Origin of the sequence: Mesorhizobium sp. M0894 (assembly GCF_040319725.1) — a bacterium.
Taxonomy (GTDB): Bacteria; Pseudomonadota; Alphaproteobacteria; order Rhizobiales; family Rhizobiaceae; genus Mesorhizobium.
On sequence record NZ_JAMYOG010000014.1, the window covers coordinates 70,571 to 95,811 of the forward strand.

Annotated in this window: 23 protein-coding genes; 12 read left to right on the forward strand and 11 right to left on the reverse strand. The window is 63.4% G+C overall.

The features are described 5' to 3' along the window. Positions 1-543 (reverse strand): sigma-70 family RNA polymerase sigma factor, encoded by a 543-nt coding sequence (locus NKH91_RS23830; protein ID WP_352847585.1) that lies wholly within the window; start codon positions 541-543, stop codon positions 1-3. A 202-nt stretch (positions 544-745) separates the two neighbouring features. Here NKH91_RS23830 and NKH91_RS23835 point away from each other — a divergent pair, with 202 nt between their 5' ends. The 3 genes from NKH91_RS23835 (at position 746) to NKH91_RS23845 (ending at position 4,585) form a co-directional block, all read left to right on the forward strand. Then, positions 746-1,753 (forward strand): iron ABC transporter substrate-binding protein, encoded by a 1,008-nt coding sequence (locus tag NKH91_RS23835; RefSeq protein WP_352847582.1) that lies wholly within the window; start codon positions 746-748, stop codon positions 1,751-1,753. Between the two features lie 169 nt (positions 1,754-1,922). Next, positions 1,923-3,506, forward strand: a complete 1,584-nt coding sequence (locus tag NKH91_RS23840) for an ABC transporter permease (protein WP_023721079.1) — start codon at positions 1,923-1,925, stop codon at positions 3,504-3,506. After that, positions 3,503-4,585: an ABC transporter ATP-binding protein gene (locus NKH91_RS23845; protein WP_352847579.1), complete on the forward strand. Its 1,083-nt coding sequence runs from the start codon at positions 3,503-3,505 to the stop codon at positions 4,583-4,585. The genes NKH91_RS23840 and NKH91_RS23845 overlap by 4 nt, the downstream gene beginning before the upstream one ends. Positions 4,586-4,606: 21 nt before the next feature. On the opposite strand, the gene NKH91_RS23850 is transcribed toward NKH91_RS23845, so the two are convergent. From NKH91_RS23850 to ugpB, 4 genes are all read right to left on the reverse strand, one after another. Beyond that, on the reverse strand, positions 4,607-5,674 hold the full coding sequence (locus NKH91_RS23850) for a sn-glycerol-3-phosphate import ATP-binding protein UgpC (protein WP_352847576.1): 1,068 nt from the start codon (positions 5,672-5,674) through the stop codon (positions 4,607-4,609). A gap of 7 nt (positions 5,675-5,681) precedes the next feature. Beyond that, positions 5,682-6,530, reverse strand: coding sequence for a sn-glycerol-3-phosphate ABC transporter permease UgpE (gene ugpE, locus NKH91_RS23855; protein ID WP_352817704.1), 849 nt, complete (start codon positions 6,528-6,530; stop codon positions 5,682-5,684). 8 nt (positions 6,531-6,538) lie between these two features. Next, entirely contained in the window at positions 6,539-7,423 is an 885-nt protein-coding gene (gene ugpA / locus NKH91_RS23860) for a sn-glycerol-3-phosphate ABC transporter permease UgpA (RefSeq protein ID WP_352483564.1), read from the reverse strand. A 185-nt stretch (positions 7,424-7,608) separates the two neighbouring features. Continuing rightward, positions 7,609-8,919: a sn-glycerol-3-phosphate ABC transporter substrate-binding protein UgpB gene (gene ugpB / locus NKH91_RS23865; protein ID WP_352847574.1), complete on the reverse strand. Its 1,311-nt coding sequence runs from the start codon at positions 8,917-8,919 to the stop codon at positions 7,609-7,611. Between the two features lie 293 nt (positions 8,920-9,212). On the opposite strand from ugpB, the gene NKH91_RS23870 reads away from it, so the two are divergent. Further along, positions 9,213-11,645, forward strand: coding sequence for a bifunctional diguanylate cyclase/phosphodiesterase (locus NKH91_RS23870; RefSeq protein ID WP_352847571.1), 2,433 nt, complete (start codon positions 9,213-9,215; stop codon positions 11,643-11,645). A 2-nt stretch (positions 11,646-11,647) separates the two neighbouring features. On the opposite strand, the gene tlpA is transcribed toward NKH91_RS23870, so the two are convergent. Beyond that, positions 11,648-12,331 (reverse strand): thiol:disulfide interchange protein TlpA, encoded by a 684-nt coding sequence (gene tlpA, locus NKH91_RS23875; protein ID WP_352483519.1) that lies wholly within the window; start codon positions 12,329-12,331, stop codon positions 11,648-11,650. A 35-nt stretch (positions 12,332-12,366) separates the two neighbouring features. Between tlpA and argH the strand changes: the two genes are divergently transcribed. The 3 genes from argH (at position 12,367) to lysA (ending at position 15,329) form a co-directional block, all read left to right on the forward strand. Continuing rightward, positions 12,367-13,767: an argininosuccinate lyase gene (gene argH / locus NKH91_RS23880; protein ID WP_352483518.1), complete on the forward strand. Its 1,401-nt coding sequence runs from the start codon at positions 12,367-12,369 to the stop codon at positions 13,765-13,767. Positions 13,768-13,837: 70 nt separating this feature from the next. Next, entirely contained in the window at positions 13,838-14,044 is a 207-nt protein-coding gene (locus NKH91_RS23885; RefSeq protein ID WP_023677931.1) for a hypothetical protein, read from the forward strand. A 16-nt stretch (positions 14,045-14,060) separates the two neighbouring features. Then, positions 14,061-15,329, forward strand: coding sequence for a diaminopimelate decarboxylase (lysA, locus tag NKH91_RS23890; RefSeq protein ID WP_352847568.1), 1,269 nt, complete (start codon positions 14,061-14,063; stop codon positions 15,327-15,329). Positions 15,330-15,345: 16 nt separating this feature from the next. Here the strand turns inward: lysA and NKH91_RS23895 are convergent, their stop codons facing one another. Continuing rightward, a complete protein-coding gene (locus tag NKH91_RS23895) occupies positions 15,346-15,648 on the reverse strand; it encodes an ArsR/SmtB family transcription factor (protein WP_352591125.1) in 303 nt (100 codons plus the stop codon). A gap of 62 nt (positions 15,649-15,710) precedes the next feature. Here NKH91_RS23895 and NKH91_RS23900 point away from each other — a divergent pair, with 62 nt between their 5' ends. Then, complete coding sequence (locus NKH91_RS23900) at positions 15,711-16,652, forward strand: threonine/serine dehydratase (RefSeq protein WP_352847566.1); 942 nt, start codon at positions 15,711-15,713, stop codon at positions 16,650-16,652. A gap of 212 nt (positions 16,653-16,864) precedes the next feature. Next, positions 16,865-19,477 carry a TIGR02302 family protein gene (locus tag NKH91_RS23905; RefSeq protein WP_352789538.1) on the forward strand — a complete coding sequence of 871 codons (2,613 nt, stop codon included), beginning with the start codon at positions 16,865-16,867 and terminating at the stop codon, positions 19,475-19,477. Positions 19,478-19,555: 78 nt separating this feature from the next. Here the strand turns inward: NKH91_RS23905 and NKH91_RS23910 are convergent, their stop codons facing one another. Then, entirely contained in the window at positions 19,556-20,413 is an 858-nt protein-coding gene (locus NKH91_RS23910; RefSeq protein WP_023721091.1) for a LysR substrate-binding domain-containing protein, read from the reverse strand. A gap of 222 nt (positions 20,414-20,635) precedes the next feature. Between NKH91_RS23910 and NKH91_RS23915 the strand changes: the two genes are divergently transcribed. Beyond that, positions 20,636-21,586 carry a DMT family transporter gene (locus NKH91_RS23915; protein ID WP_352847563.1) on the forward strand — a complete coding sequence of 317 codons (951 nt, stop codon included), beginning with the start codon at positions 20,636-20,638 and terminating at the stop codon, positions 21,584-21,586. Positions 21,587-21,605: 19 nt separating this feature from the next. Here NKH91_RS23915 and NKH91_RS23920 read toward each other — a convergent pair whose 3' ends face one another. The 3 genes from NKH91_RS23920 to NKH91_RS23930 all read right to left on the reverse strand — a co-directional run bounded on the left by NKH91_RS23920 (position 21,606) and on the right by NKH91_RS23930 (position 23,328). After that, entirely contained in the window at positions 21,606-21,977 is a 372-nt protein-coding gene (locus NKH91_RS23920) for a response regulator (protein ID WP_352847561.1), read from the reverse strand. Between the two features lie 297 nt (positions 21,978-22,274). After that, a complete protein-coding gene (hpt, locus tag NKH91_RS23925) occupies positions 22,275-22,817 on the reverse strand; it encodes a hypoxanthine phosphoribosyltransferase (RefSeq protein ID WP_254816654.1) in 543 nt (180 codons plus the stop codon). Positions 22,818-22,995: 178 nt separating this feature from the next. Beyond that, on the reverse strand, positions 22,996-23,328 hold the full coding sequence (locus NKH91_RS23930) for a hypothetical protein (protein ID WP_352847559.1): 333 nt from the start codon (positions 23,326-23,328) through the stop codon (positions 22,996-22,998). 194 nt (positions 23,329-23,522) lie between these two features. Between NKH91_RS23930 and ftsE the strand changes: the two genes are divergently transcribed. Then, the gene (gene ftsE, locus NKH91_RS23935; protein ID WP_023677923.1) at positions 23,523-24,182 is read left to right on the forward strand and encodes a cell division ATP-binding protein FtsE; all 660 of its coding nucleotides are present in this window, start codon (positions 23,523-23,525) and stop codon (positions 24,180-24,182) included. Next, positions 24,175-25,158 (forward strand): cell division protein FtsX, encoded by a 984-nt coding sequence (locus NKH91_RS23940; RefSeq protein WP_352847557.1) that lies wholly within the window; start codon positions 24,175-24,177, stop codon positions 25,156-25,158. The genes ftsE and NKH91_RS23940 overlap by 8 nt, the downstream gene beginning before the upstream one ends. Positions 25,159-25,241: the final 83 nt, after the last annotated feature.

Below are 25,241 nucleotides of genomic sequence, written 5' to 3' on the forward strand. Positions count from 1 at the left end.
CTATTCCCGCCCCGCCCCGAACCGTTTGGCAATGGCGGCAAGCCCGCGGTGTAGTGACACCCGCACAGCCGTCTCGCTGATGCCGAATTTCGCCGCCGTCTCGCCGATCGAACGGCCTTCGACCGACACGGCCGAGACGACCGAACGCTGCGCCGGCGACAGGCAGTCGAGTGCCCGGTTGACGTCGCGCTCGCTGATCGTCTCCGATTCCGGCTCGGCAAAGGTCTCGGCGATTTCGTCGATCTCGATCTCGATCCGCCGGCCGCGCCGCCGGAACGCATCGATCAGCTTGAAGCGGGCTATTGCATAAACCCAAGGCAGCACCGGCGCATCATGGCGCCAGGTATGTCGTTTCACATGAATGGCCAGCAAGGTTTCCTGCACGACGTCCTCGGGATCGACCCCGCCCTGCACGATCTTGCGCCGGGCAAAGCCACGAACGAGGGCGGCGATCCGGTGCAGAAAGTCGGCATAGGCCCTGTCGTCTCCGGCGATTGCGGCCCGCAGCAGCCGGGAAAGCTCGGCTTCGTCCTTGCCGCTCACAAGAGTTCACTCCCCGATATTCGCGTCTCGGCGCTGGTTTGTTACGTGGCCGGCGAAATAATGTCCAAGGCAAATTAGCTGGGCATCACGAAAGTTTGCTCCTTTTGAGCGATTGAGCGGGCCAGAAATGTTGACTGCGCTAGTCATGTATTGATAGGTGCAGCATACCAAGCCAAAGACCATCGAAATCGAGGACGATGCCATGAAATATGCTCTTTCCGCCCTTGCCGGTGCGACAGCACTTGCAATCAGCCTGATCGCCGGCCCGGCGTTAGCCGAGGACGAGGGCATCGTCGTCTACAACGCCCAGCACGAAAACCTGACCAAAGCCTGGGCGGAAGGATTCACCAAGGAAACCGGCATCAAGGTCACCGTCCGGAACGGCGGCGACAGCGAGTTCTCCAATCAGATCGTTGCTGAGGGGTCCTCTTCGCCAGCTGATGTGTTCCTGACGGAAAACTCACCGGCCATGGTGCTGGTCGAGACAGCCGGCCTGTTCGCGCCGGTCAACGCCGAGACGCTGGCCCAGGTTCCGCAGGAGTACCAGCCGGCGAGCGGCAAATGGGTCGGCGTTGCCGCGCGCAGCACCGTCTTTGCCTACAACAAGACCAAGCTGACCGCCGACCAGCTGCCCAAATCGCTGCTCGATCTCGCCGATCCGAGCTGGAAGGGCCGTTGGGCCGCTTCGCCCTCCGGCGCCGATTTCCAGGCGATCGTCAGCGCCTTGCTGCAGCTCAAGGGTGAGACTGCCACGGCCGACTGGCTGAAGGCGATGAAAGAGAATTTTACCGCCTACAAGGGCAACAGCACGGTGATGAAGGCGGTCAATGCCGGCGAGGTCGAAGGCGGCGTGATCTATCACTACTACTACTACGGCGATCAGGCCAAGACCGGCGAGAACAGCAAGAATGTCGAGTTGCACTATTTCAAGCACGAGGACCCCGGCGCTTTCGTCTCGGTTTCCGGCGGCGGTGTGCTGGCCTCGAGCAAGCACCCGAAGGAAGCCCAGGCTTTCCTGAAATGGGTCACCGGCAAGGGCGGCCAGGACGTGCTGAAAACCGGCGATTCGTTCGAATACGCAGTCGGCAAGGGCGCCGAGTCCAATCCGAAGCTGGTGCCGCTGGCCGATCTGCAGGCGCCGAAAGTCGACCCGACGGCGCTGAACTCGAAAAAGGTGACCGACCTGATGACGGCGGCCGGCTTGCTTTAGCCGGCGTTCGTCCTAAAAGGGCAACCGACTGCGCTCCTGTGGGAATTCGCTTTCCGCGGGAGCGCTCTGTTTTCAAAATGGCATTTGCCCATGACCACAAGCTGCTCGCCACATTGTCGGCCGCCGATCGTTTCCGCCTCCGGGCGGACCCGGCGCAACGTCTGATCTGATGCAGTCTGCGATCGATCTCGCACCTTCAGGCTTGCCGGCCGACACCACGGCCGTGCGGGCACGTCGTTGGTCGGTCTCATGGATTGCGTTGGCTGCCGTCTTTGTCTCGCTTTTCGCGCTGCTGCCGCTTGCCTTCATCGTCTGGGTGGCGGTGCAGACCGGCTGGGAAACGGTGGCGGCGCTGGTGTTCAGGCCGCGCGTCGGCGAGCTTCTGGTCAACACCAGCCTGCTGGTGGTGCTGGCGGTGCCGATCTCGATCGTGCTGTCGGTGGCGCTGGCTTGGCTGACGGAGCGCAGCGATCTGCCGGGTGCCCGCTTATGGGCCTGGCTGTCGGTGGCGCCGCTCGCCATTCCCGCCTTCGTCCACAGTTACGCCTGGATCACCATGGTGCCCAGACTGCACGGCCTGTGGGCCGGCGTGCTTGTGTCCGTCATCGCCTATTTCCCCTTCCTTTATCTGCCGGTGGCGGCGGCATTGCGCCGGCTCGATCCGGCTCTCGAAGATGCAGCGGCAGCCCTTGGTCTCGGCCCGTGGCGGGTGTTTCGGCGTGTCGTGCTGCCGCAGCTCCGGCTCGCCATTTGCGGTGGCTCCCTGCTGGTCGGCCTGCATCTCCTGGCCGAATACGGGCTCTACGTGTTCATCCGCTTTGACACCTTCACCACGGCGATCGTCGACCAGTTTCAGTCGACCTTCAACGGTCCCGCCGCCAACATGCTGGCCGGCGTGCTGGTGACCTGCTGCTTCGTGCTGCTCGGGCTGGAGGTGCTGGTGCGCGGCGAGGAGCGCTATGCCCGCGTCGGCTCGGGTGCTGCGCGCCACCAGCAGCGCACGAGCCTTGGGCGCGCCACCATTCCTTGCCTGCTGCTGCCCGCTGTTACCACGCTGCTGGCGCTCGGGGTGCCGTTCGTCACTATCGGTCGCTGGCTCATGGCCGGCGGCGCCGATGTCTGGCGGCTCGACGAGATCGGCCTGGCGCTTGGTCAGACACTGTTCCTGGCGATTGCAGGCGCGCTGCTCGCCACCGTCGCGGCAATGCCGATGGCGTGGATTTCGATCCGCGCGCCGGGAAGGCTGCAACGCGTCCTGGAGGGCTGCAACTATATCGTCGGCGCGTTGCCCGGGGTTGTCATCGCCCTGGCGCTGGTCACCATCGCCGTGCGTATCGCCATGCCGCTCTACCAGACCCTGTTCACCATCCTGGTCGCCTATGCGCTGATGTTCCTGCCGCGCGCTCTGATTAGCCTCAGGGCGTCGATCGCACAGGCGCCGGTCGAGCTCGAACGCGCCGCCTCCAGCCTCGGCCGGTCGCCGCTCAAGGCGCTGTGGTCGACGACCATCCGCCTGTCGGCGCCGGGTGCCGCGGCCGGCATGGCATTGGTCGCGCTCGGCATCATGAACGAGTTGACCGCAACCCAGATGCTGGCGCCCAACGGCACCCGCACGCTGGCCATGGCGTTCTGGTCCTATAGCGGCGAGATCGACTATGCGTCGGCGGCGCCTTATGCCTTGATCATGGTGGCGATGTCGCTGCCTTTGACCTGGCTGCTCTACGTCCAGTCGAAGCGGATGGCCGGGCGATGAGCTTTCTCGAGCTGAGCGGCATCCACAAGCACTACGGCCCCGTGGCAGCACTTGCCGGCGTCGACCTCAGCGTGGCCAGCGGCAGCCGTACGGCGATCGTCGGGCCATCCGGTTGTGGCAAGACCACCTTGCTGCGGCTGATCGCCGGCTTCGAGGCGCCGGACCAGGGCCGCATCGTGCTCGATGGCGAGGTGCTGGCCGATGGCGACACGGCCGTGCCGGCGCATCGCCGCGGCATCGGGCTGGTGGCGCAGGACGGCGCTCTGTTCCCGCATCTGAGCATCGCCGCCAATATCGGGTTCGGCATGGGCCGTCACGAGGAAAAGCGGAGCGAGCGCATCGCCGAGCTCGCCTATGTCGTCGGGCTGGACAAAGGGATCCTGAAGCGCCGCCCGCACGAACTCTCCGGCGGCCAGCAGCAGCGCGTCGCGCTCGCCCGCGCCATGGCGATGAAGCCGCGGCTGATGCTGCTCGACGAGCCGTTCTCGGCGCTCGACACCGGCCTGCGCGCCTCGATGCGCAAGGCCGTGGCCGAGCTCCTCGAAACGGCCGGCATCACCACCATCCTGGTCACCCATGATCAGGCCGAGGCGCTGTCATTCGCCAGCCAGGTCGCGGTGATGCGCGACGGAAAATTCTCGCAGGTCGGCACGCCGCGCGAGCTCTATTTCAAGCCGAAGGACAGGATGATCGCCGAGTTCCTCGGTGACGCCATCGTCCTGCCGGCCAGGATCGCCGATGGCTTTGCCATCTCGCCGCTCGGCCGCATCGCCGTCGACAGCACGGAGCGGCGCGACGTCGCCCGCATCATGCTACGGCCGGAGCAGGTGCTGCTGAAACGGACATCGCATGAAGGCATGTCCGGCACGCCGGACATGCTGTTCGGCGAGGTGACGGAATCGGAATTCGCCGGCTCGATGTGCACGATCGCGGTGCGTCTCTTGAACAGCCCCGATCCGCCCGATGCTGCCGCCATCGGCAACACGCCGTTGATCCTGCGCAAGCCGGGAATGGACGCGCCGGCGATCGGCGAGATCGTCCGGCTGACCGTGTCGGGCAAGGCGCATGTGTTTGCCTGAACGGTTTGCACGAAGCCAACCTCAATCGACCCGTTTACCGGCCTGATCGAACCAGTGCAGCTTTTCAGACCTCGCCACGACGCGCAGTTGGTCGCCTGGCTTGGCGCTGGCGCGGCCTGAGACGCGCACGACGATACGGCTGCCGGCTGCCGCGCAGTGGAGAAAGCTTTCGGCACCGACCGGCTCGACTGCTTCCACTGTCGCCGGCAACGCAAGCGCGCCGGCCGGCGCCTCTGCCGCGAAGGTGATATCGGCATCCTCCGGACGAAAGCCGAGTGTCACCGCCTTGCTTTGTCCAGGCGCCGAGCCAATCACCGTCCCGTCCGTCAGTACCGAGCCTGGAGAGGCCCCTGTGAGGGCCAGCAGATTCATCGGCGGCGCGCCGATGAAGGAAGCAACGAAGGTTGAGGCCGGCTTCTCGTACACGTCGAGCGGCGCGCCGATCTGCTCGACCAGGCCGGCGTTCATGACGACAAGGATGTCGGCCAGCGTCATCGCCTCAAGTTGGTCGTGGGTGACATAGACCGAGGTGACGCCAAGCGAGCGCTGCAAATTCTTGATCTCGACGCGCATCTGCCCGCGCAATTTCGCATCGAGGTTGGACAGCGGTTCGTCGAACAGGAAGACTTTCGGGTTGCGCACGATGGCACGGCCCATGGCGACCCGCTGGCGCTGTCCGCCGGAAAGCTCGCGCGGGCGCCGGTCGAGCAGCGCCGAAAGCTCCAGCACCTTGGCTGTCGAGCGCACCCTGCTGTCGATCTCGTCCTTCGGCGTACCGCGGTTGCGCAGGCCATAAGCCATGTTGTCGTAGACCTTCATATGCGGATAGAGCGCGTAGTTCTGGAACACCATGGCGATGTCACGCTCAGTCGGACCAATGGTGTTGACCACCTTGCCGTCGATGGCGACTGTACCGGCAGAAATGGTCTCCAGCCCGGCGATCATCCTCAGCAGCGTGGACTTGCCGCAGCCGGACGGGCCGACCAGCACGCAAAGCTCCTTGTCGGGAATGGCGATGGAAACGCCCTTCACGGCTTCGACGCCGCTGGGATAGACCTTCTTGACATCCTTCAGATCGACGGTCGCCATCGGCTTCTCACTTTTCGGATTCGACCAAGCCGCGCACGAACCAGCGTTGCATCAGCACCACGACGAGGATCGGCGGCACGATGGCCAGCATCGCGGTGACCATGACCAGGTGCCATTGGGTATCGGCATCGGCGAAGGAAACCATCTTTCTCAGCGCGATGACGATGGTGTTCATGTCGTTGCTGTTGGTAACGAGCAGCGGCCAAAGATACTGCGTCCAGCCGTAGATGAAGAGGATCACGAACAGCGCGGCGATGTTTGTCCGCGACAGCGGTAACAGAATATCGAAAAAGAAGCGCCATGGACCGGCACCGTCGACACGCGCCGCCTCGACCAGTTCGCCCGGGATGGTCATGAAGAACTGACGAAACAGCAGCGTTGCGGTGGCCGAGGCGATCAGCGGGATAATCAGGCCGGCATAGGTGTCGATCATGCCGAGATCGACCATCACCTTGTAGGTCGGCAGAATGCGCACCTCGACCGGAAGCATCAAGGTGATGAAGATCAGCCAGAAGAAGGTCATGCGCAGCGGAAAGCGGAAGAACACGATCGCGTAGGCCGACAGGATCGAGATGAAGATCTTTCCCACCGCGACGCCCAGCGCCATGATCGTGGTGTTGAGGAGCAGTCTGCCGACGCTGACACCGCCGATACGACCAATGCCGCCGAACAGCGCCTCGCTGTAATTGTTCCATAGCTGGTCGCCGGGCAACAGCGGCAGCGGCGGCCTGAGGATCGTTTGCAGCGTGTGCGTCGAGGCAACGAAGGTGTAGTAGATCGGAAAAGCCACGATCAATATGCCAAGGATAAGCACGGCATGGGCGATGACGGTGCGGAGCGGAGATTGGCCGATCATCGCTGCCCTCAGCCGTAATGGACTTTGCGTTCCACATAGCGGAACTGGATGGCTGTCAGGGCGATGACGATGGCCATCAGGATGACCGACTGCGCCGCCGAGTCACCCAGGATCAGATTGACGAAGCCGTCATTGTAGACCTTGTAGACCAGCGTCTCGGTCGTCTTGCCCGGGCCGCCGCCGGTGACGGCATGAACGATGCCGAACGTGTCGAACAGGGCATAGACGGTGTTGACAACCAGCAGGAAAAAGGTTGTCGGCGCAAGCAGCGGGAAGACGATGGTCCAGAAGCGCTTGGTCTCGCCGGCGCCATCCATGGCCGCCGCCTCGATCAGCGTTTTCGGCACCGCCTGCAGGCCGGCGACGAAGAACAGGAAATTGTAGCTGATCTGCTTCCAGGCAGCCGCCGACACCAGCAGGATCATGGCGTGGGTGCCGTTGAGCAGCGGGTCCCAGGCGATGCCGAGGCTTCTCAGCAAATAGGCCAACGAGCCGATCGAAGGATTGAACAAGAAAAGCCACAGCATGCCGGCAATCGCCGGCGCCACGGCATAAGGCCATATCAACAGTGTGCGGTAGAGGCCTTTGCCGCGCACGGCCTTCTCGGCCATGACCGCGAGCAGCAGGGCCACAACCATGGCAACGATCGCGGTCGCAAGCGAGAACACCACCGTGACCTTGATCGAGTTGAGGTAGGCCGGATCGGCCAGCACCTTCCGGAAATTGGCAAACCAGACGAACCTGCTCTTCAGCCCGAACGGGTCTTGCCTGAGCATCGACTGGTAAAGCGCCTGACCGGCCGGCCAGTAGAAGAAAACCAGTGTGATGGCGAGTTGTGGCGCCACCAGCAGGTACGGCAGGATCTTGTTGGGAAATACGACGCGTGGAGACAGGCTGATTTCCCTCGCTATCCAGGGGTTGCCAACGCGAGCTCGCGTGGGCGATATTTCAACCGACTAATGCATGTCGCCCAAAAGTGCGCAGCGATTTTGGGGTAACGACATGCATAAGAACAAGAGCTTAAAGCGCGTCGCATGTGGCCATTCAAACGCGACGCGCTTTAACCGAGATAATCTCGTCAGTTCTCCAGCGCTTCCTTGATCGCGGCGTTGCCGCGTGTGACCGCATTGTCGAGCGCCTGCTGAGCGGTTTGCTGGCCGGCCAGCATCTTCTCCAACTCCTCATTCTGGATATCACGCACCTGCGGCAGATTCGGCAGGCGCACGCCCTTCGAGTTGTCGGTCGGCGCCTTGCCCGTCATCTGCAGGATGGGTGTCTCGCGGCCGGGGTTTTTGTCATAGAAGCCTGATTTCTTGGTCGCCTCGTACGCGGCGAGCGTCACAGGCAGGTATCCCGACTTCTGGTGCAGATATTCCTGCACATCGGTCTTGGACAGATAGGCAAAGAAGGCGGCAACACCCTTATATTCCTCGTCCGACTTGTTGCCGAACACCCACAGGCTGGCACCGCCCGGCGTGGTGTTCTGTGGTGCGCCCTTGGCGTCGCTATCGTAAGGAAGCTGGCCGATGCCATAGTTCATGCCGGACTTGACGATATCGCCGAGGCCGCCCGACGATTCGGTGAAGATGCCGCATTCGCCAGCGAGGAATATCTGCTTGGCTTCGGAGGTGCGCCCGCCATACTTGAACGTGCCGTCCTTGGCCAGGTCCGCGAGCGCCTGGAAGTGGTTGACGAAAATCGGCGCATTGATCTTGAGTTCGACATCGCCGCCGGCCAGGCCGTTCTGCTGAGTGGCCCAAGACACGTCATTCCACGCCGCGAAATTCTCCAGATGGATCCAGGTCAGCCAGGTCGAGGTATAGCCGCAAGGGGCGGCGCCGCTCGTCTTGATCTTCTTGGCAGCTTCCCACACCTCGTTCCAGGTCTTGGGCGGGCTGTTCACGTCGAGGCCCGCCTTCTGGAAAATGTCCTTGTTGTAGTAGAGGATCGGCGACGAGGAGTTGTAAGGGAACGACAGCATGGTGCCGTCCGGCTTCGAATAATAGCCGACGATGCCGGGCAGATACTGGCTCTTGTCAAAGGTCATCCCGGCACTGGTCAGCACATCGGCCGCCGGCTTGATCGCACCCTCGGCCGCCATCATCACGCCGGTGCCGACGTCGAACACCTGGAGGATATCGGGCGCCTGGCCGGCGCGGAAAGCGGCGATGCCGGCATTCAGCGTCTCCGGATAGGTGCCCTTGAACACCGGAACGAGCTCATAGTCGCTCTGGCTGGCGTTGAAATCCTTGGAGATCTTGGCGACGACCTCGGCGTTGGCGCCGGTCATGGCGTGCCACCAGCTGATCTGCGTGACGGCGAAGGCGGAGGTGGTGGAAAGCAGGGTCAAGGTGGCGGCAACACCGGCCGCGAAGCCGAAGAACTTCATGTTTCATCTCCCGTTTGTCATTGGCGAAAGGGGCACTCTCGCAAAGCCAATATGTGGCGCTGATGACAATCGGACAACGGTTTTGTTGCGGGTCAATGAACATCGCTTCCGGCTAAAGTGCGCTCGCTACCGAAAGCGTCGCCAGGAACTACATCACCGCCTTCTCGGCGGAGCGCATCGGTTTTCCCCCGAAAAGGCCCGCCTCATGGCCCGCGGGTTAACCATTCGTTAAAATCTCCAAGAGCTAATCAGTCACACCTCCCCTGTTATTTGGCAGACCGAGTGAACCCAGGATGCTGACGGTCTATAATTGTATTGTAAGTCAGCACGACCTGAGACTGGTCGCACTTGCCGCCCTCGTCTGCGGCATTTCTTGCTTCTCTGCAGTAAATCTCCTTAAGCACGTCGGCCGATCGACCAACCGAAACCGGCTTGTCTGGCTAATGATCGCCGCAACTTCGACCGGGTTCGGCATATGGGCGACGCATTTCATCGCCATGACTGCGTTTACGCCGGGAATACCAAACGCATACAATCCGGGATTATCCGCCTTTTCGCTTGCCGCCGCCGTCATCCTGACCGCGCTTGGGATGTGGGTTGCCACCTTGCGCCGCGGCATCGACCATTTCCTCGTCGGCGGTGCCATTCTCGGTGGTGCCATCGCGACGATGCACTACATCGGCATGGCGGCGTTCGAGGTCGAGGGCCGGATCGTATGGAACCTGCTCCTTGTCGCGATATCGCTTCTGGCCGGCGGGACGCTCGCGGCAATGGCGCTCCTTGTCGTCTTGCGCCGCCCGTCCGCGCTCGCAACACTTGGTGGCGCCGCGCTTTTGACGCTGGCGATTTGCAGCTTGCATTTCATCGCGATGGGCGCGGTGTCGATCATTCCGGATTCCTCGATTGAAATATCCGAACATTCCATCGAGCCCATTTCCCAGGCCTTTGCCGCAGCGGTCGCCAGCCTGGTAATCCTTGTGCTGTCAGGCGCCGCGCTGTGGATCGACCTGCGCTTTCGCCGGCAGAGGCTCGAGGCCGATCGCATGCACGATCTCGCCAATGCCGCGGTCGAAGGGCTGATCGTTTGCGATGGCACACGCATAGTCAGCGCCAATGACAGCATGGCGAAACTGACGGGCACGGCGACAGCCACCCTGAACACGATGCAACTCGGCGAGCTGTTCGATGGACAGAGCGCAGCCGATGTATCCGGCTTCGGCGAACAGGCACAAGAAACGAAATTGAGGGGCAGCGACGGCACGAGAATTCCTGTCGAGCTGATCGCCAGGAAGATCGCCTACTGCGGCAGGCCTCATACGGTGCTTGCCGTTCGCGACATCCGTGAGCGCAAGAAGGCGGAAGAAGAGATCCTCCGTCTCGCGCATTTCGATCCACTTACCGGACTTGCCAATCGGCGGAGCTTTTCTTCCCGGCTCGAAGCAGAAATCGCTTCGATGGAGCGTGGTAGCAAGGATGGATATCTGGCGCTCCTGCTGCTTGACCTCGACCGGTTCAAGCAAGTCAACGACCTCTACGGCCACAGCGCCGGTGACGCCACGCTGCAGAAGCTCGCGCACTGCATTTCTGGCATTCCGCGCCACGGACAGATGCTCGCGCGTCTCGGCGGCGACGAATTTGCCGTCTTAGCTCCGAACCTCCCCGACCCCCTGGCCGCAGGCCGCATAGCCGAGGACTTGCTGGCGGCGATCCGGGAGGAAAACAGGGTTTCAGTCGGCTCCGGCCTTGTTTCGGCCAGCATCGGCATCGCCTTCTTTCCGCTGGATGCCGAAGATCAGGCCGGCCTGATCGGCCATGCCGACACGGCACTCCATCGCGCCAAGACCGAGGGCAGGGACACCTATCGTTTTTTCGAGATAGCCATGGGCACCGCGGCCCGCGACAAGCGCGTGATGGAGCATGAATTGCGCCAGGCGATCGCCCGCAAGGAGTTCCACCTCGTCTACCAGCCGCAGAAGGAAATCCGCAGCGGCAAGATGATCGGCTTCGAAGCCCTGGTCCGTTGGCAGCATCCGGAGCGGGGCGACATTTCCCCTGCCGTTTTCATCCCCGTGGCCGAGGACAGCGGCGCCATCGCGCAGATCGGCGACTGGGTGCTGACGACGGCTTGTAACGATGCTGTTCGCTGGACAAATCCGCTGATGGTCGCCGTCAACGTCTCCGCCGTGCAGCTTCACAATCCGAACTTCAGCCGCAAGGTGCACGACGCACTGTCGAGATCCGGCCTCGCACCCGGCAGGCTCGAACTGGAGATCACCGAAACGGCCCTGGTGAAGGACATGCCCCGCGCATTGGCAACCTTGAGGCAGGTCAAGGCGCTTGGCGTGCATGTGGCGATGGACGATTTTGGCACCGGATATTCTTCGCTGTCCAACCTTAGCGCCTTTCCCTTCGACAAGATCAAGATCGACGGGTCGTTCATCAAATCGGTCGATAAGAACGGCCAGTTCGCGGCGATCGTCCGCGCCGTGCTGGGGCTTGGACGCGGTCTCGGGCTGCCGGTCCTGGCGGAGGGCATCGAGACGCCGGGCGAATTGCAGTTCCTTGACGCCGAGGCTTGCGAGATCGGGCAAGGCTATTACCTCGGCAAACCGGCTCCGATCGAGACATTCGGCGAGTTGACGGGCGTCACGGCTCCGGCAGTCCGCGCCGCCAGCCGGCGCGGCGCAAGCATCGCCGTGCTCAAGCCGCGCCTGCGCACGGTCTGAGCCTATCCCGGCTGAAGCGCTGCCTCGACCAGACGCTTGGCATCCGGCCCTGACCATTCGGCCGGGCCGTTCATATGGGCGATCAGGCAGCCTTGCCCATCGATCAGCATGGTGACCGGCAGACCGAGCGCCAGGCCGCGCGTCTTGACGTCGTTGAACAGTGCCATGGTGGCATCGCGATAATAGCCGAGCGCCTTGACGCCGGTGTCCTCGAGGAACTTCTTCGGCTTGGTATCGTCGCCGGCATCGACGTTGACTGCAACAACCTGAAACGCGTCGCTGCCCATCTCCTTCTGCAGTGCATCGAGCGCCGGCATTTCGGCGCGGCAAGGTGCGCACCATGTTGCCCACAGATTGAGCAGCACCGTCTTGCCGGCATGATCGGCGATCGTCGTCGGCTTGCCGTCGGGGCCGTTGAAGGCGAGGCTTTTCAGCGATTGCGGCGGATCCGCCGGCAAAAGCGCGGCGACTTGACCGGTAGCGGCCGCGGCGATCTTCTTGGCATGGTCGGTCCTGGCGGCGCAGGCGACGTCGTCCTTGCCGCCGCCGGCGGCCACTTGCGCGGGCGCGTTGTTGCCAGAACCGCTTTCCCTGACATATACCGCGACCGCGCCGGCCAGCACGCCCGCAACCAAAGCGGCGAGGATGAGACGCAAAGCCGGGAAAAATCTATTGCCGTCTGCCATTTTTCAAAAACTGCTCCGGAGCACGGGTTATAGCGATGAGCGACAAGAAGGCCAGCAACCAGATGTGGGGCGGACGTTTTGCCTCGGGTCCGGCCGCAATCATGGAAGCGATCAACGCGTCGATCTCGTTCGACCGCAAACTCTATGCCCAGGACATTCGCGGCTCGATCGCCCATAGCGAGATGCTGGCGCAAACGGGCATTATTTCGGCGGCCGATCAAGAAAAAATCAGTCACGGGCTGAACACGATCCTGGCAGAGATCGGGGCCGGCACATTCGAGTTCTCGACCAGGCTGGAAGACATCCACATGAATGTCGAGGCCCGCCTCGCCGATTTGATCGGCCCTGCCGCCGGCCGCCTGCACACTGCCCGCTCGCGCAACGACCAGGTGGCGGTCGACCTCAGGCTCTGGGTCAAAGACGAGTGCTTTCGTGTCGCCGAGGCGCTGAAAGGCCTGATCACAGCGTTCCTCGCCCGGGCCGAGGAGCATGCGGCAACGGTGATGCCGGGCTTCACCCACATGCAAGCGGCGCAGCCGGTGACCTTCGGCCACCACTGCATGGCCTATGTCGAGATGTTTGCGCGCGACCTGTCGCGCGTCCGCGACGCGATCGAGCGGATGGACGAAAGCCCGCTCGGTGCGGCCGCCCTCGCCGGCACCAGCTTTCCGATCGACCGGCACCAGACGGCAACGGCGCTTGGTTTTCGCGAACCGATGCGCAATTCGCTCGACAGCGTTTCGGACCGCGATTTCGCGCTGGAATTCTTGGGGCTGGCGGCGATCTGTGCGACACATCTGTCGCGGCTGGCCGAAGAGATCATCATCTGGTCGACGCCGCAATTCGGTTTCGTCAGGCTGTCGGATAGCTTCTCGACGGGTTCGTCGATCATGCCGCAGAAGAAGAACCCCGACGCCGCCGAACTGGTGCGCGGCAAGACAGGCCGTGTCACCGGCCATCTGGTCGGCCTGCTGACGGTAATGAAGGGCATGCCGCTGACCTATGGCAAGGACATGCAGGAAGACAAGGAATCCGTCTTCGACGCGGCAGAGACGCTCGACCTGATGCTGGCGGCGATGACCGGCATGATGCGCGACATGACGGTGAACACTGCCGCGATGAAAAAGGCGGCGGGCGCCGGCTATTCGACTGCGACCGACCTCGCCGACTGGCTGGTACGCACGCTCGGCCTGCCGTTCCGCGAGGCGCACCATATCACTGGCCGGGCGGTGGCGCTGGCCGAGGACAAGAAGGTCGGGCTCGACAGGCTTTCGCTGCAGGATTTGCAGTCCATTCACCCCGGTATCAGCGCCGACGTGTTTTCGGTTCTGGCCGTGCAGAATTCTGTAAGGAGCCGCACAAGCTTCGGCGGCACCGCGCCGTCCGAGGTGCGCAAGCAGATCCGCTACTGGAAAAAGCGGCTCGCCAAGGCGTAAGACGCGGGGTGCAATGGCCGCAAAACTCGGATAGAAGCGCTGCGGGCAACAGTTTCGGACGGATGACGCGATGACCGGAAGCAGGATTTTGGTGACGCTGACGCTGCTAGCGGCGATGGCGACCGTTGCGGCCTGCGGCAGGAAGGCTGCGCTCGATACGCCCTACGCGGCAGCCGTGCAGGCGCGCAAGGACGCCGAGAAGGCCAAGCAACCTTTGCCGCCGGAGCCGGAAAAACCTGTCGAGGACAAGAAATTCATCCTCGACCCGCTGCTCTGATTTTCGGACCGATCTCGTGAACCATTTCGACTACCGCGACGGCGTACTGCATGCCGAGGACGTGGCGATATCAGATATCGCCGCCAGTGTCGGCACGCCGTTTTATTGCTATTCGACGGCGACGCTGACCAGGCATTTTCGCGTCTTTGCCGAAGCTTTTGCCGGGCTCGACGCGCTCGTCTGCTATGCCATGAAGGCGAATTCCAACCAGGCTGTGCTGAAGGTGCTGGCAAGGCTTGGCGCCGGCGCCGACGTGGTCTCGGAAGGCGAACTGCGCCGCGCTTTGGCTGCCGGCATTCCGGCAAGCAAGATCCTGTTTTCAGGCGTCGGCAAGACCGCGCGCGAAATGGATTTTGCGCTCTCGGCCGGCATTCTCTGTTTCAACGTCGAATCCGAACCGGAGCTGGAGCTGCTGTCGGCCCGCGCCACCGCGCTGGGCAAGATCGCGCCGATCTCGCTGCGCATCAACCCGGATGTCGACGCCAGGACGCACAAGAAGATTTCGACTGGGAGGGCCGAGAACAAGTTCGGCATTCCCTGGCAGCAGGCGCGGAAGGTTTATGCCCGCGCGGCTGAGTTGCCGGGCATCAGGATCACCGGCATAGATACCCATATCGGCAGCCAGATCACCGAATTGCAGCCCTTCGACGACGCCTTCGCGCTGCTGGTGGAACTGGTCGGCGCGTTGCGTGCCGACGGGCATGCCATTGAGCATATCGATGTCGGTGGTGGCCTCGGCATTCCCTACCGCGTCGACAACAACCCGCCGCCTTTGCCCGAAGCCTATGCCCAGATCGTCAGTAAGCATGTCGCCAAGCTCGGGCTGAAAGTGATGTTCGAGCCGGGCCGGCTGATCGTCGGCAATGCCGGCATCCTGGTCTCGGAGGTCATCTTCGTGAAAGAGGGCGACGCCAAGAACTTCCTCGTCGTCGACGCCGCGATGAACGATCTGATCCGGCCGACCCTTTACGACGCCTTCCACGACATCAGGCCGGTGGTGCAGCAGCCGGTCGCGGCACCGCGCATGAAGGTCGACGTCGTCGGCCCGGTCTGCGAGACCGGCGACTATCTCGGGCTCGACCGTGACCTGCCCAGGCTGAAAGCCGGCGACCTGATCGCTGTCGCCACCGCCGGCGCCTATGGCGCCGTCCAGGCCGGCACCTACAACACCAGGCCGCTGGTGCCGGAAGTGCTGGTCGACGGCGACCGCTTCCACATCGTGCGCCCGCGCCAGACCTATGACGAATTGATCGGGCTGGATTCGGTGCCTGATTGGTTGACCTGAGAGATACCTTGCAGCGCTACAGCCGGTGCTGGATGAGCGCCCTGGCCTCGGCGATCCTGTCCTCGTTCCGGCGATAGAATATCCACTGCTTGATACGCTTGCTGCGCAAAAGCCTTGCCTGGGTGAGCACGCGCATATGCTCGCTGAGCGTCGCCTGCGTGATCCCCAGCTTTTCCGCGATCAGCAGCGCGCAGACCCCGTCCTCGACCAGATCACCGTCCGCCTGCGGCGGAAAATGCGCGCGCGGGTCCTTGAGCCAATCGAGGATCTGCAGTCTGCGCTCGCTGGCAATCGCTTTGAAGACGTCGACCTCTTGCATTTAGGCACTTTGCCAAGTTACTAAGTAATGTCAACTCTGAATGGCAACTCTGGGAGTGAAGCATGCTGCATGGCCACACGATCACCCGCGAGCGCATTGCGGCGATGGAACCCCGCATCCGGCCCTTCGTGCGCCACACGCCGGTGCTGCGCGTCGACATGGCCGATTTCGACCGCCCGCCTCTGCCTGTCGACCTGAAGCTCGAATGCCTGCAGCATTCCGGCTCGTTCAAGGCGCGTGGCGCGTTCACCAATCTCCTCGAACGGCCGGTTCCCGCAGTTGGCGTCGTCGCCGCATCGGGCGGCAACCACGGCGCCGCGGTCGCCTATGCCGCCATGCGGCTCGGCCATAAGGCGACCATCTTTGTTCCCGAAGTGAGCCCGCCGGCCAAGCTGGACCGCATCCGCGGCTATGGCGCCGAGCTGATCGTCGGCGGCGCCCGTTATGCCGAGGCGCTGGCCGCCAGCGAGAGCTTCGCCGAAAAATCCGGCGCGCTGCAGATCCACGCCTTCAACCAGGAGGAGACGCTGGTCGGGCAAGGCACGCTGGGCCTCGAGATCGAGGCCGACCTGCCGAAGCTCGACACGCTGCTGGTCGCTGTCGGCGGCGGCGGCTTGATCGGCGGCATCGCCGCCTGGTTTTCCGGCCGCATCAGGATCATTGCCGTTGAGCCGGAGGGTGCGCCGACGCTACACCGCGCTTTCGAGGCTGGCCGGCCTGTCGATGCCCCGACCGAGGGCATCGCCGCCGATTCGCTCGCGCCGAAGCGTGTCGGCGAAATGATGTTTCCTATCGCCGAGGCGTTCGTCGAGCGCTCGATCCTCGTCGGCGACGACGACATTATCGCCGCCCAGGCGGCGCTGTGGGACCGGGTGCGAATCATCTCCGAGCCGGGCGGTGCGGCGGCCTTCGCGGCGCTCCTGTCCGGCCGCTACAGGCCGGCTGTGGGCGAGCGCGTTGCCGTTCTGGTCTGCGGCGCAAACGCCAATCCAGCGAAATTTTGACAATATCCGGGGCATTATTGTTCACGTTTTGGGGAACCGCCTCGCCTTCGCCGTGTTTGTTGGTATCCTTAGGGCGACGTGCAGCCGCCTGAATGCACGACGTATGCGCTAAGATTTTGGGTCTTCGCATCGTGCTTCCCGAAAATCGACTTTTCGGGCCCATGCGATAGACTCGTGAGGTCCGGGCTATCCCGCCCGGCCAGGAAGGGCCGATGACGCAACGACCCGTCTTTACCAGCGATCGCAGCCTGGCCGGGCGCCTTGCCTTGAGCCGGCTGGCGACGCAGGTCTCGATAATCGTCGAGCGCGGCTGGCCGTTGCTGCTGCCGCTGATCATCGTCGCCAGCCTGTTTCTCAGTATCTCGTGGCTCGGTCTGTTCCCGCTTTTGCCCGATTTAGCGCGATTCGGTCTCATCACGGCATTCGGCGTCGCAGCGCTTGCCGCACTCTATCCATTGCGTTTCTTCCGCACGCCATCCAGTGCCGAGGTCGACCGCCGCATCGAGGCGGCCAACCGGTTGCTGCACAGCCCGGTGCAGGTCCAGACCGATCGCCCGAGCGGCAAGGAAAGCATTTTTTCGCGAGCCCTGTGGCGCGAGCATCAGCGGCGCATGGCGGACCGGCTGGGCGAGCTTGGCGGCGACGTGCCGCGCACGCGCGTCCCCGAGCATGACCCGTGGGCGTTGCGCGCCGTTGCGGCGCTTTTGTTGGTCACCGCCTTTGCCTTCTCCTTCGGGCCGTCGGGCGGCAAGCTGAGTGACGGGTTTGTTGCCCGTGCCGCGCGCGACGTCGTGCCGCCGCGCATTGATGCCTGGGTGACGCCACCGGCCTATACCGGCAGGCCACCAGTATTCCTCAACGCCCCTGTCCTTGCCAACAATGCCAATCAAGCGGCGCCGACCTTCACCGTTCCGGAGGGCAGCGACGTGTCGCTGCGCGTCACGGGCGGTTCGGGCGAGGAAACGCTGAGCTACGCCGACGCCGGCGGCAACACCCGCGCCATCGATCCGACCGGGCCGCAAGCCAAGCCAGAGGCAAATACTGCAACGCCTTCCACCGTGCGCCAGTTCAGCGGCAAGTTGACGGCCGACGGCATGCTGACGCTGCAATCCGGCGACGGCGAGCTCGGCCGCTGGGCCTTCGCCATAATCCCCGACAAGCCGCCGCAGATCCGCTTTGTCGGTGAGCCGAAACGCGCCGTCAACGGCGCCTTCGAGCTCAACTACCAGATCGACGACGACTATGGCGCGGCCTCCGCCAAGGCGGTTTTCGCATTGGCCGATCCGCAGGTGCCCAACGCGCATCCGCTCTATGGCCCGCCGGATATGCCGCTGACGTTGCCGCGCCGCGGCGGCAAGGCCAATGCCGCCAAAACGACGAAGGATCTGACCGACCATGTCTGGGCCGGTGGCAACGTCAAGCTGTCGCTTGTCGCCACCGACGGCGCCGGACACACGGCGACCAGCGAAACCAAGACGCTGGTGATGCCGGAGCGGCCATTCTCCAACCCCTTGGCGCGGGCCGTGGTCGAGCAGCGCCGCATGCTGGCGCTCGACGCCTATGCCAAGGACCGCGTCCTCGACCTGATGGATGCGATCACGCTCAGGCCCGAAGACACGTTCGACAATATGGCGCACTACCTCGCCATCATGAGCGCCCGCACCCGGCTGAAGATGGCCGACAGCGACGACCAGTTGCGCGACGAGGTCGCTTACCTCTGGGAGATCGCGCTCGGCATCGAGGAAGGCAATCTGTCGGCGGCGGAGAAGCGGCTGCGCCAGGCGCAGCAGGCGCTGCAGGATGCGATCAAGAACGGCGCTAGCGACCAAGAGATCGAGAAGGCGATGAAGGAACTGCGCGAGGCGATGAACCAGTTCCTGCAGGAATTCGCGGCGCGGGCGCAGCAGAATCCGAATGCGCCACAGATGCAGCAAAACGGCCAGGAACTGCGCCAGAGCGACATCGACCGCATGATGGACCAAATCGAGAACCTGGCGAAATCCGGCAATCGCGACCAGGCGCAGCAATTGCTGTCGGAGCTGCAGGACATGATGAACAATCTGCAGGCAGGCCGCCAGCAGCAAGGCGGCCAGCAGGACAGCGAGATGCGCCAGCAGATGGACAAGCTGGGCGAGATCATGCGGCGCCAGCAGGAGATGATGAACGACACCTTCCGTATGGACCAGATGCAGCGCGGCCAGCAACAGCGCGGGCAGAACCGCGACGAGCAACTCGGCGAGAACGGTGAGCAAGGCCCGATGGGCGAAGAGGGCAAGCCCAGCCCGGGCGACGACCGCGATCCGCTCGGCCGGCCGAAGCCGATGACGCCGCAGGAATTTGCCGATGCGCTGAAGCAATTGCAGGAAGGCCAGGGCAAGCTGCAGAGCGAGCTCGATCAATTGAGGAAGGGCCTCGAAGGCATGGGCCTCGACCCCAATGAGGGGTTTGGCGAAGCCGGCAAATCCATGGGCAATGCCGAACAGGCGCTCGGCGAGGGCGAGGGCGACCAAGCCGTCGGCCACCAGGGCCGCGCATTGGAAGCCTTGCGCAGGGGCGCCAAGGATATGATGAAGCAATTGCAAGCGATGCAAGGCGACCAGGGCGGCAACGGGCAGGGCGGACGCCAGCAGAATGCCGACCGTGACCCGCTCGGGCGGCCCCGCACCAGCGAGGGTCCCGATGACGGAAGTTCGGTGAGAGTGCCTGACGAGATCGACGTGCAGCGCGCCCGCCAGATCCTCGAGGCAATCCGCAAGCGGCTCGGCAACGCGCTCAGCCCCGATATCGAGCGCAGCTATCTGGAGCGGTTGCTGGAGCTGAAGTAAGGCTGCACTCTACATTTTTGGAAGATCGCCGTGCGCGGTCCTCCGTGGTGGCAGCTATCGCCGGACCGAGCGACGTGTTTAACGGTTGGTGAACGCCTCGCGGATCGCCTCTTCCATGCCGTCGATCGCCTCGCCGGAAGCGTTCGGATTGCGCCGCAGCACTACGTTCGAGGAATCGATGTCGCCGAAGCCGTCGGCGGCCGTAAGTTCGCGGCAGCCGGCCGGAATGTTGCTGCGCGAGATCGGCGCAATCGCCAGCCCGGAGGTGACGGCGAGCCGCAGGCCGCCATTGGTATCGCTGGTGTAGGCGACACGATAGGCGAGACCGCGCTGTTCCAGCGACTTTATCGCGAAATCCTTGCACCAGCCGGCGCGGTTGTAGAGCGCGATCGGCACCGGCCGGTCCTCATGCATGTGATGCAGCTCCGACGTCACCCATACGGTCGGATCATGCATCAGCACCTCACCGCCCGAGAGATCCTGCCATTCGAACACCACCGCCAGATCGAGCTCGCCGGCGGCGAGCGCCGCGATCTGCGCACCGGAATGCGCGTAGCGGACGGTGATGTCGACCTGAGGATGGCGCTTGGCAAAGGCACCGAGCGCGCGCGACAGGATCGCGTGGCCATATTCCTCCGGGATACCGATGCGCACCGGCCCGCCAAGCGGCGCCGCGACCATCGATGCCGCCGTCTCGTCGAGCAGCGAAACGATGCGCCTGGCGTTGGCGATGAGCTCGCCGCCGCGCCGCGTCAGCGCCACACCACGCGAGCCGCGCTCGAACAGGCTGTCGCCGACCATGCTTTCGAGCTTCTTCATCTGCATCGAGACCGCCGACTGGGTGCGGCCGGCCCGCTCCGCCGCCTTGGTGAAATTGCCGGTGTCGGCGACCGCGACGAAGGTGCGCAAGAGGTCGCTGTCGAGATTGGGTCGCATGTGCCCGCCATAAGAAAATCTGATTGCTGGCATCATTCCAATTCGTTTGCAACATGTCAAACGGCGGACGATAGTCGCCTCACCCATTGGATATGCGGCCGCGAAATCGGCCGCGGACCAATCAAAAGTCCTCACTCGTACCCGCTGCCCGAAACGGTGGCGGGTTCTTTTTACCCGGATGCAGGCCTGCTTCCGGCCGGCGCGCAGGAGACCGGAGCGCCCATGCAGAATCGGCTTGTGCTCGGCATCCTCAGCCTCTGTCTCGGCGTGTTGGTCTTTTCACTGCAGGACCCGCTGGTCAAGGCGGTGTCGAGCCGCTATCCCGTCACCGAGGTGATGGCGATCCGCTCGATCGTCGCCCTGCCGATCCTGGTTTTCCTCGTCCACGCCGACGTCGGATTGCAGGCGATCCAGTCGAAGCGGTTCGGCATGTTGACGATGCGCGCCTTCATCCAGTTCACCTCCTACACGGCCTACTATCTGGCAATCGCCGCGCTGCCGCTGTCTGACGCGGTGGCGCTCTATTTCATGGCGCCGCTGTTCATCATGGCGCTGGCTGGCCCCTATCTCGGCGAACGCGTGTCCTGGCAGGCGCTCGCCACCGTCCTGGTCGGCATGCTCGGCGTGCTGGTGATGGTGCGCCCGGGCGCCGGCGTGTTCGACTGGGCAGCGCTGCTGTCGCTAGGTTCGGCTCTGCTTTACGGTTTCTCGCAGCTGATGGCACGCAAGATCGGCGACACCGAATCCTCGACTGTCATGGCGTTCTATCAGAACGGCGCCTATCTGGTCGGCGCCGCCTTGGTGGCGGCATTGTTTTGGCTGGCAGGCATAGACCACGCCATGCATCCGAGCCTCGAATTCCTCGTCCGGCCATGGGTGTGGCCGACGACGCCGGATCTCCTCAAGATGGGGGCATGCGGCTTCGTTGCCTCGGCCGGCATGATCCTGTTGTCGCAGGCCTATCGGCTGGCGCCCGCCAACAGCGTCGCCACCTTCGAATACACCGGTATCATCTGGTCGCCGCTATGGGGTTTTCTGTTTTTTGCCGAAGTGCCGCGACCAGCGACGGCGGCCGGCGCAGCCCTCATCATCGGCGCCGGCCTGTTTGCGCTCAATGCCAGCCGGCGCCGGAGCGGCGCGCCAGCCATCGCTGCGACCTGCGACCCTGCCTGAAGGCCGTCGGCCTTGGGCTTTAGGCGAAGCAGGCGAGCGCCTGGTCGACACGGGCGCGAATTTCAGCCAGCGTGAACGGCTTTTGCACGACATCGAGAATAACGCCGTCCAATTCCTCGGCGCGCTCGCGCTGATCGGCAAAGCCGGTCATCAGCATGATCTTCATCGCCGGGAACAGCGCCGCTGCCGCCTTGGCCATCTCGATGCCGTCCATCTCCGGCATGCGGATGTCGGACAGCACAAGGTCGTAGCCCCCTTGCGCCGCCCTAATCAGAGAAAGACCGTGCACGCCGTCGGCGGCAATAGTGACATTATGCCCGGCGCGTTCGAGCGCACGGGCGGCGAGGGTGCGGACGGATTCATCGTCCTCGACGATCAGGAGCTTTGCCATGGGCAGGATATTTGGCGAGGAAAAGTTGATGTTTCCTGAAGGCGCTGAGTGTCGATGAGGCCTTTTCAGAATTCGCTCCGGCGAGTCAGATGGCGTGGTTTTCGAGAACCGGAGCGGAGCGGACGTTCGAGTCCGGGAGCTTCGCGCACGATCCCGAAATCGGTTTCGATTTCGGAAAGGATCATGCGCAAATCAAAAGTGCTACAGCGCCCTTTGCGCGTCCAAAGGACGCGCGGCGCTGTAGGAAGCGCAGAAAACTGTGTCAGGTGGCCGCCGGAGTAGAATTATCAAAAGGCCTCAAGCGTCGCCCTTGACGATGCCGACGAACGGCAATTCGCGAAACGCGTGGGCGACGTCCATGCCATAACCGACGACGAAATAATCGGGGCAGTCGAAGCCGACATAGTCGGCGTTGAGCGTGGTTTGGCGGCGCATGCGCTTGTCGAGCAGCACGGCGATGGCACAGCTCCTCGCGCCGCGCGACAGCATGAGGTCGCGGGTGAAGCTCAGCGTCTTGCCGGATTCGAGGATGTCGTCGATGAGAAGCACATCGCGGCCGGCGACCTCGTTGTCGATGTCGCGCAGCACCCTCACCTCACCGCTGGTTGTCCCGGCGCCATAGCTCGAGATGAAGATGAACTCGACCTCCGGCGACAGGCCGACATCGTGCATGGCACGGATAAGATCGGCGGCGAAGATGAATGATCCCTTCAGCACCGAGATTACCAGAAGGTCGTGGTAGTCGTGCCCGGCAATCTCCTTGGCAAGTTCCAGATTCCGCCGCGCGATGGCGGACGCCGAAAACAGGACTTCGATGTCCTTGCCGCGCACAACTGGCATTGGCCGCCTTTCCAGAAATGATCGCCTTGTAGGCGAAGCTGACCGAAAACGGTCTTCAACCCCGTTTCTAGGCATGTCGAGCGGTCTGGCAAGGCCAATCTTTGGCAGGGCGCCGCGAACGGTCTCCAGCGCGTCGCGAATCGTTTATCTGGTGACCTGTTGATTTTCTGGTGCCGTTCTAACGAACCAGCGCATGGCCGCCCGAAATCCAGAAGGCGGCAAAGGCGGCACCGACGCCGGCAATCCAGAAGATCGGCCCACCGTGCACCCACAACGGCCGTTCGACGGCGGTTTCGGGCTTGCGCAACATGTCCATGCCTTCGATCGAAGGCGTAGAAATCATGCGCGCAGGCGGCGGTGCAAAGTCTGGACTCGTAAAATGGCGGGGCAGCACCTCATAATCGGCATCGATGACGTCGGCGGTCACGTCGCGCATGATGCGTTCCGGCTCGGCGGCCGGATCGGTCATGATTTCGCCGGAAACCGGGCGCGCGGTTCGATCCTCAGCCATCGTGGCCCAACACTACGGCACCTGTTCGCTGTTCGTTTCTTTTGGGTAAACGGAAATGGTTAACGCTTCCCCACCGGAACCCCTGTGACTCGTTTGAAAAGCCCCCAAATTAACCGTCGGTTAACCATGCCGGCCGATGGTCTTTCCACAGAAAGGGCTGGCATCTTGCCGCCGAGAATTTCAGGTCGTCGAAAGTGATCCGCTTCGAAAATGTCGGCCTCCGCTATGGCATGGGTCCGGAGATCCTCCGCGACATCTCCTTGCACATTCCGGAGCGCTCCTTTCAGTTCCTGAGCGGACCTTCAGGCGCCGGCAAGACGACGTTGCTGCGGCTTCTGTTCATGTCGCTGAAGCCGACGCGCGGCCTGATCACCATCTTCGGCAAGGACCGCTCGCGCATCTCGCGCACCGAATTGCCGCATCTGAGACGCCGCATCGGCGTGGTGTTCCAGGATTTTCGCCTGCTCGACCATATGACCACCTACGAGAACGTGGCCTTGCCGCTGCGCGTGCGCGGCCGCGAGGAGGCGACCTACCGCACCGACGTCACCGAGCTGCTGAAATGGGTCGGCCTCGGCGAACGCATGCATGTGCTGCCGCCGGTGCTGTCAGGCGGCGAGAAACAGCGCGCCGCGATTGCCCGGGCGTTGATCGAGCAGCCCGAGATCCTGCTCGCCGACGAGCCGACGGGCAATGTCGATCCACCACTGGCGCGACGCCTGCTGCGGCTGTTCATCGAGCTCAACCGGCTGGGCACTGCCGTGGTGATCGCCACGCACGACCTCGGCCTGATGGAACAGGTCGACGCACGGCGCATGATCCTGGCCGGCGGAAGGCTGGACATCTATGACTGAGCTCTCCGTCGAACACTTCGAGGGTCACGACGCCGCGGCGGCCAAGCCCCGCGTCCAGCGCAAAATGGCGCCGATCGTGCCGGCGCAGAACATCGCCGGCCGGGCGCTGGTGCTGGTCATCGCCATCATGACGTTTCTGTCCTGCCTGACGTTTGGCGCAGTCACGCTGGTGCGTGACACCGCCTCGGTCTGGGAGAACCAGATCTCGCGCGAGGCGACCATCCAGATCAAGCCGGTCGACGGCCTCGACATGGAGGCCGCGCTTGCGCTGGCCTCGCAGATCGCCGGCGAATTCCCTGGCGTGAAAAGCGCCAGGATCGTCGACCGCGAAGCGACGGCCCGGCTGCTCGAGCCTTGGTTGGGCTCGGGCCTGAACATCGATGAGCTGCCGGTGCCGCGCCTGATCATCATCACCATCGACGAGAACAGTCCGCCCGATTTCGCCGCACTGCGCGCGGCGATCACGCCGAAGCTGCCGAGTGCCTCGCTCGACGATCATCGCACCTGGGTCGACCGGCTGGTTGCCATGGCCCGCACCACGGTGACGATCGGTATCGCAGTGCTGGCACTGATGCTGTCGGCGACGGTGCTGACCGTGGTATTCGCGACGCGCGGCGCCATGGCCGGCAACGGCCACATCATCGAGGTGCTGCATTTCGTCGGCGCCGAGGCGCGCTTCATCGCGCGCGAATTCCGCCGGCATTTTCTGGTCACCGGCATGAAGGGCGCCGCGGCGGGCGGCGCCGCGGCAATCCTCGTCTTCATCGTCTTCTCCTGGTGGTCGTCACGCAACATGGCGACGCCGCAGGCCGACCAGGCGACCGCCCTGTTCGGCAATTTCGCCATCGGCTCCGCAGGCTATTTCGGGGTCGCTGTCATGGTGCTGGTGATCGGCGCGCTGACCGCGGCAACCTCCCATTTCACCGTGGTTACCTATCTCAGCGACATCGACATTCGCCAGCCGGACGCCGGCTAAAGGAAAGATCGATCACGGATGAAAACGCATCGTCACGAAAATTGCATTTTTTTCCTACCAAAGGCCGTATTTCGGGATTAACC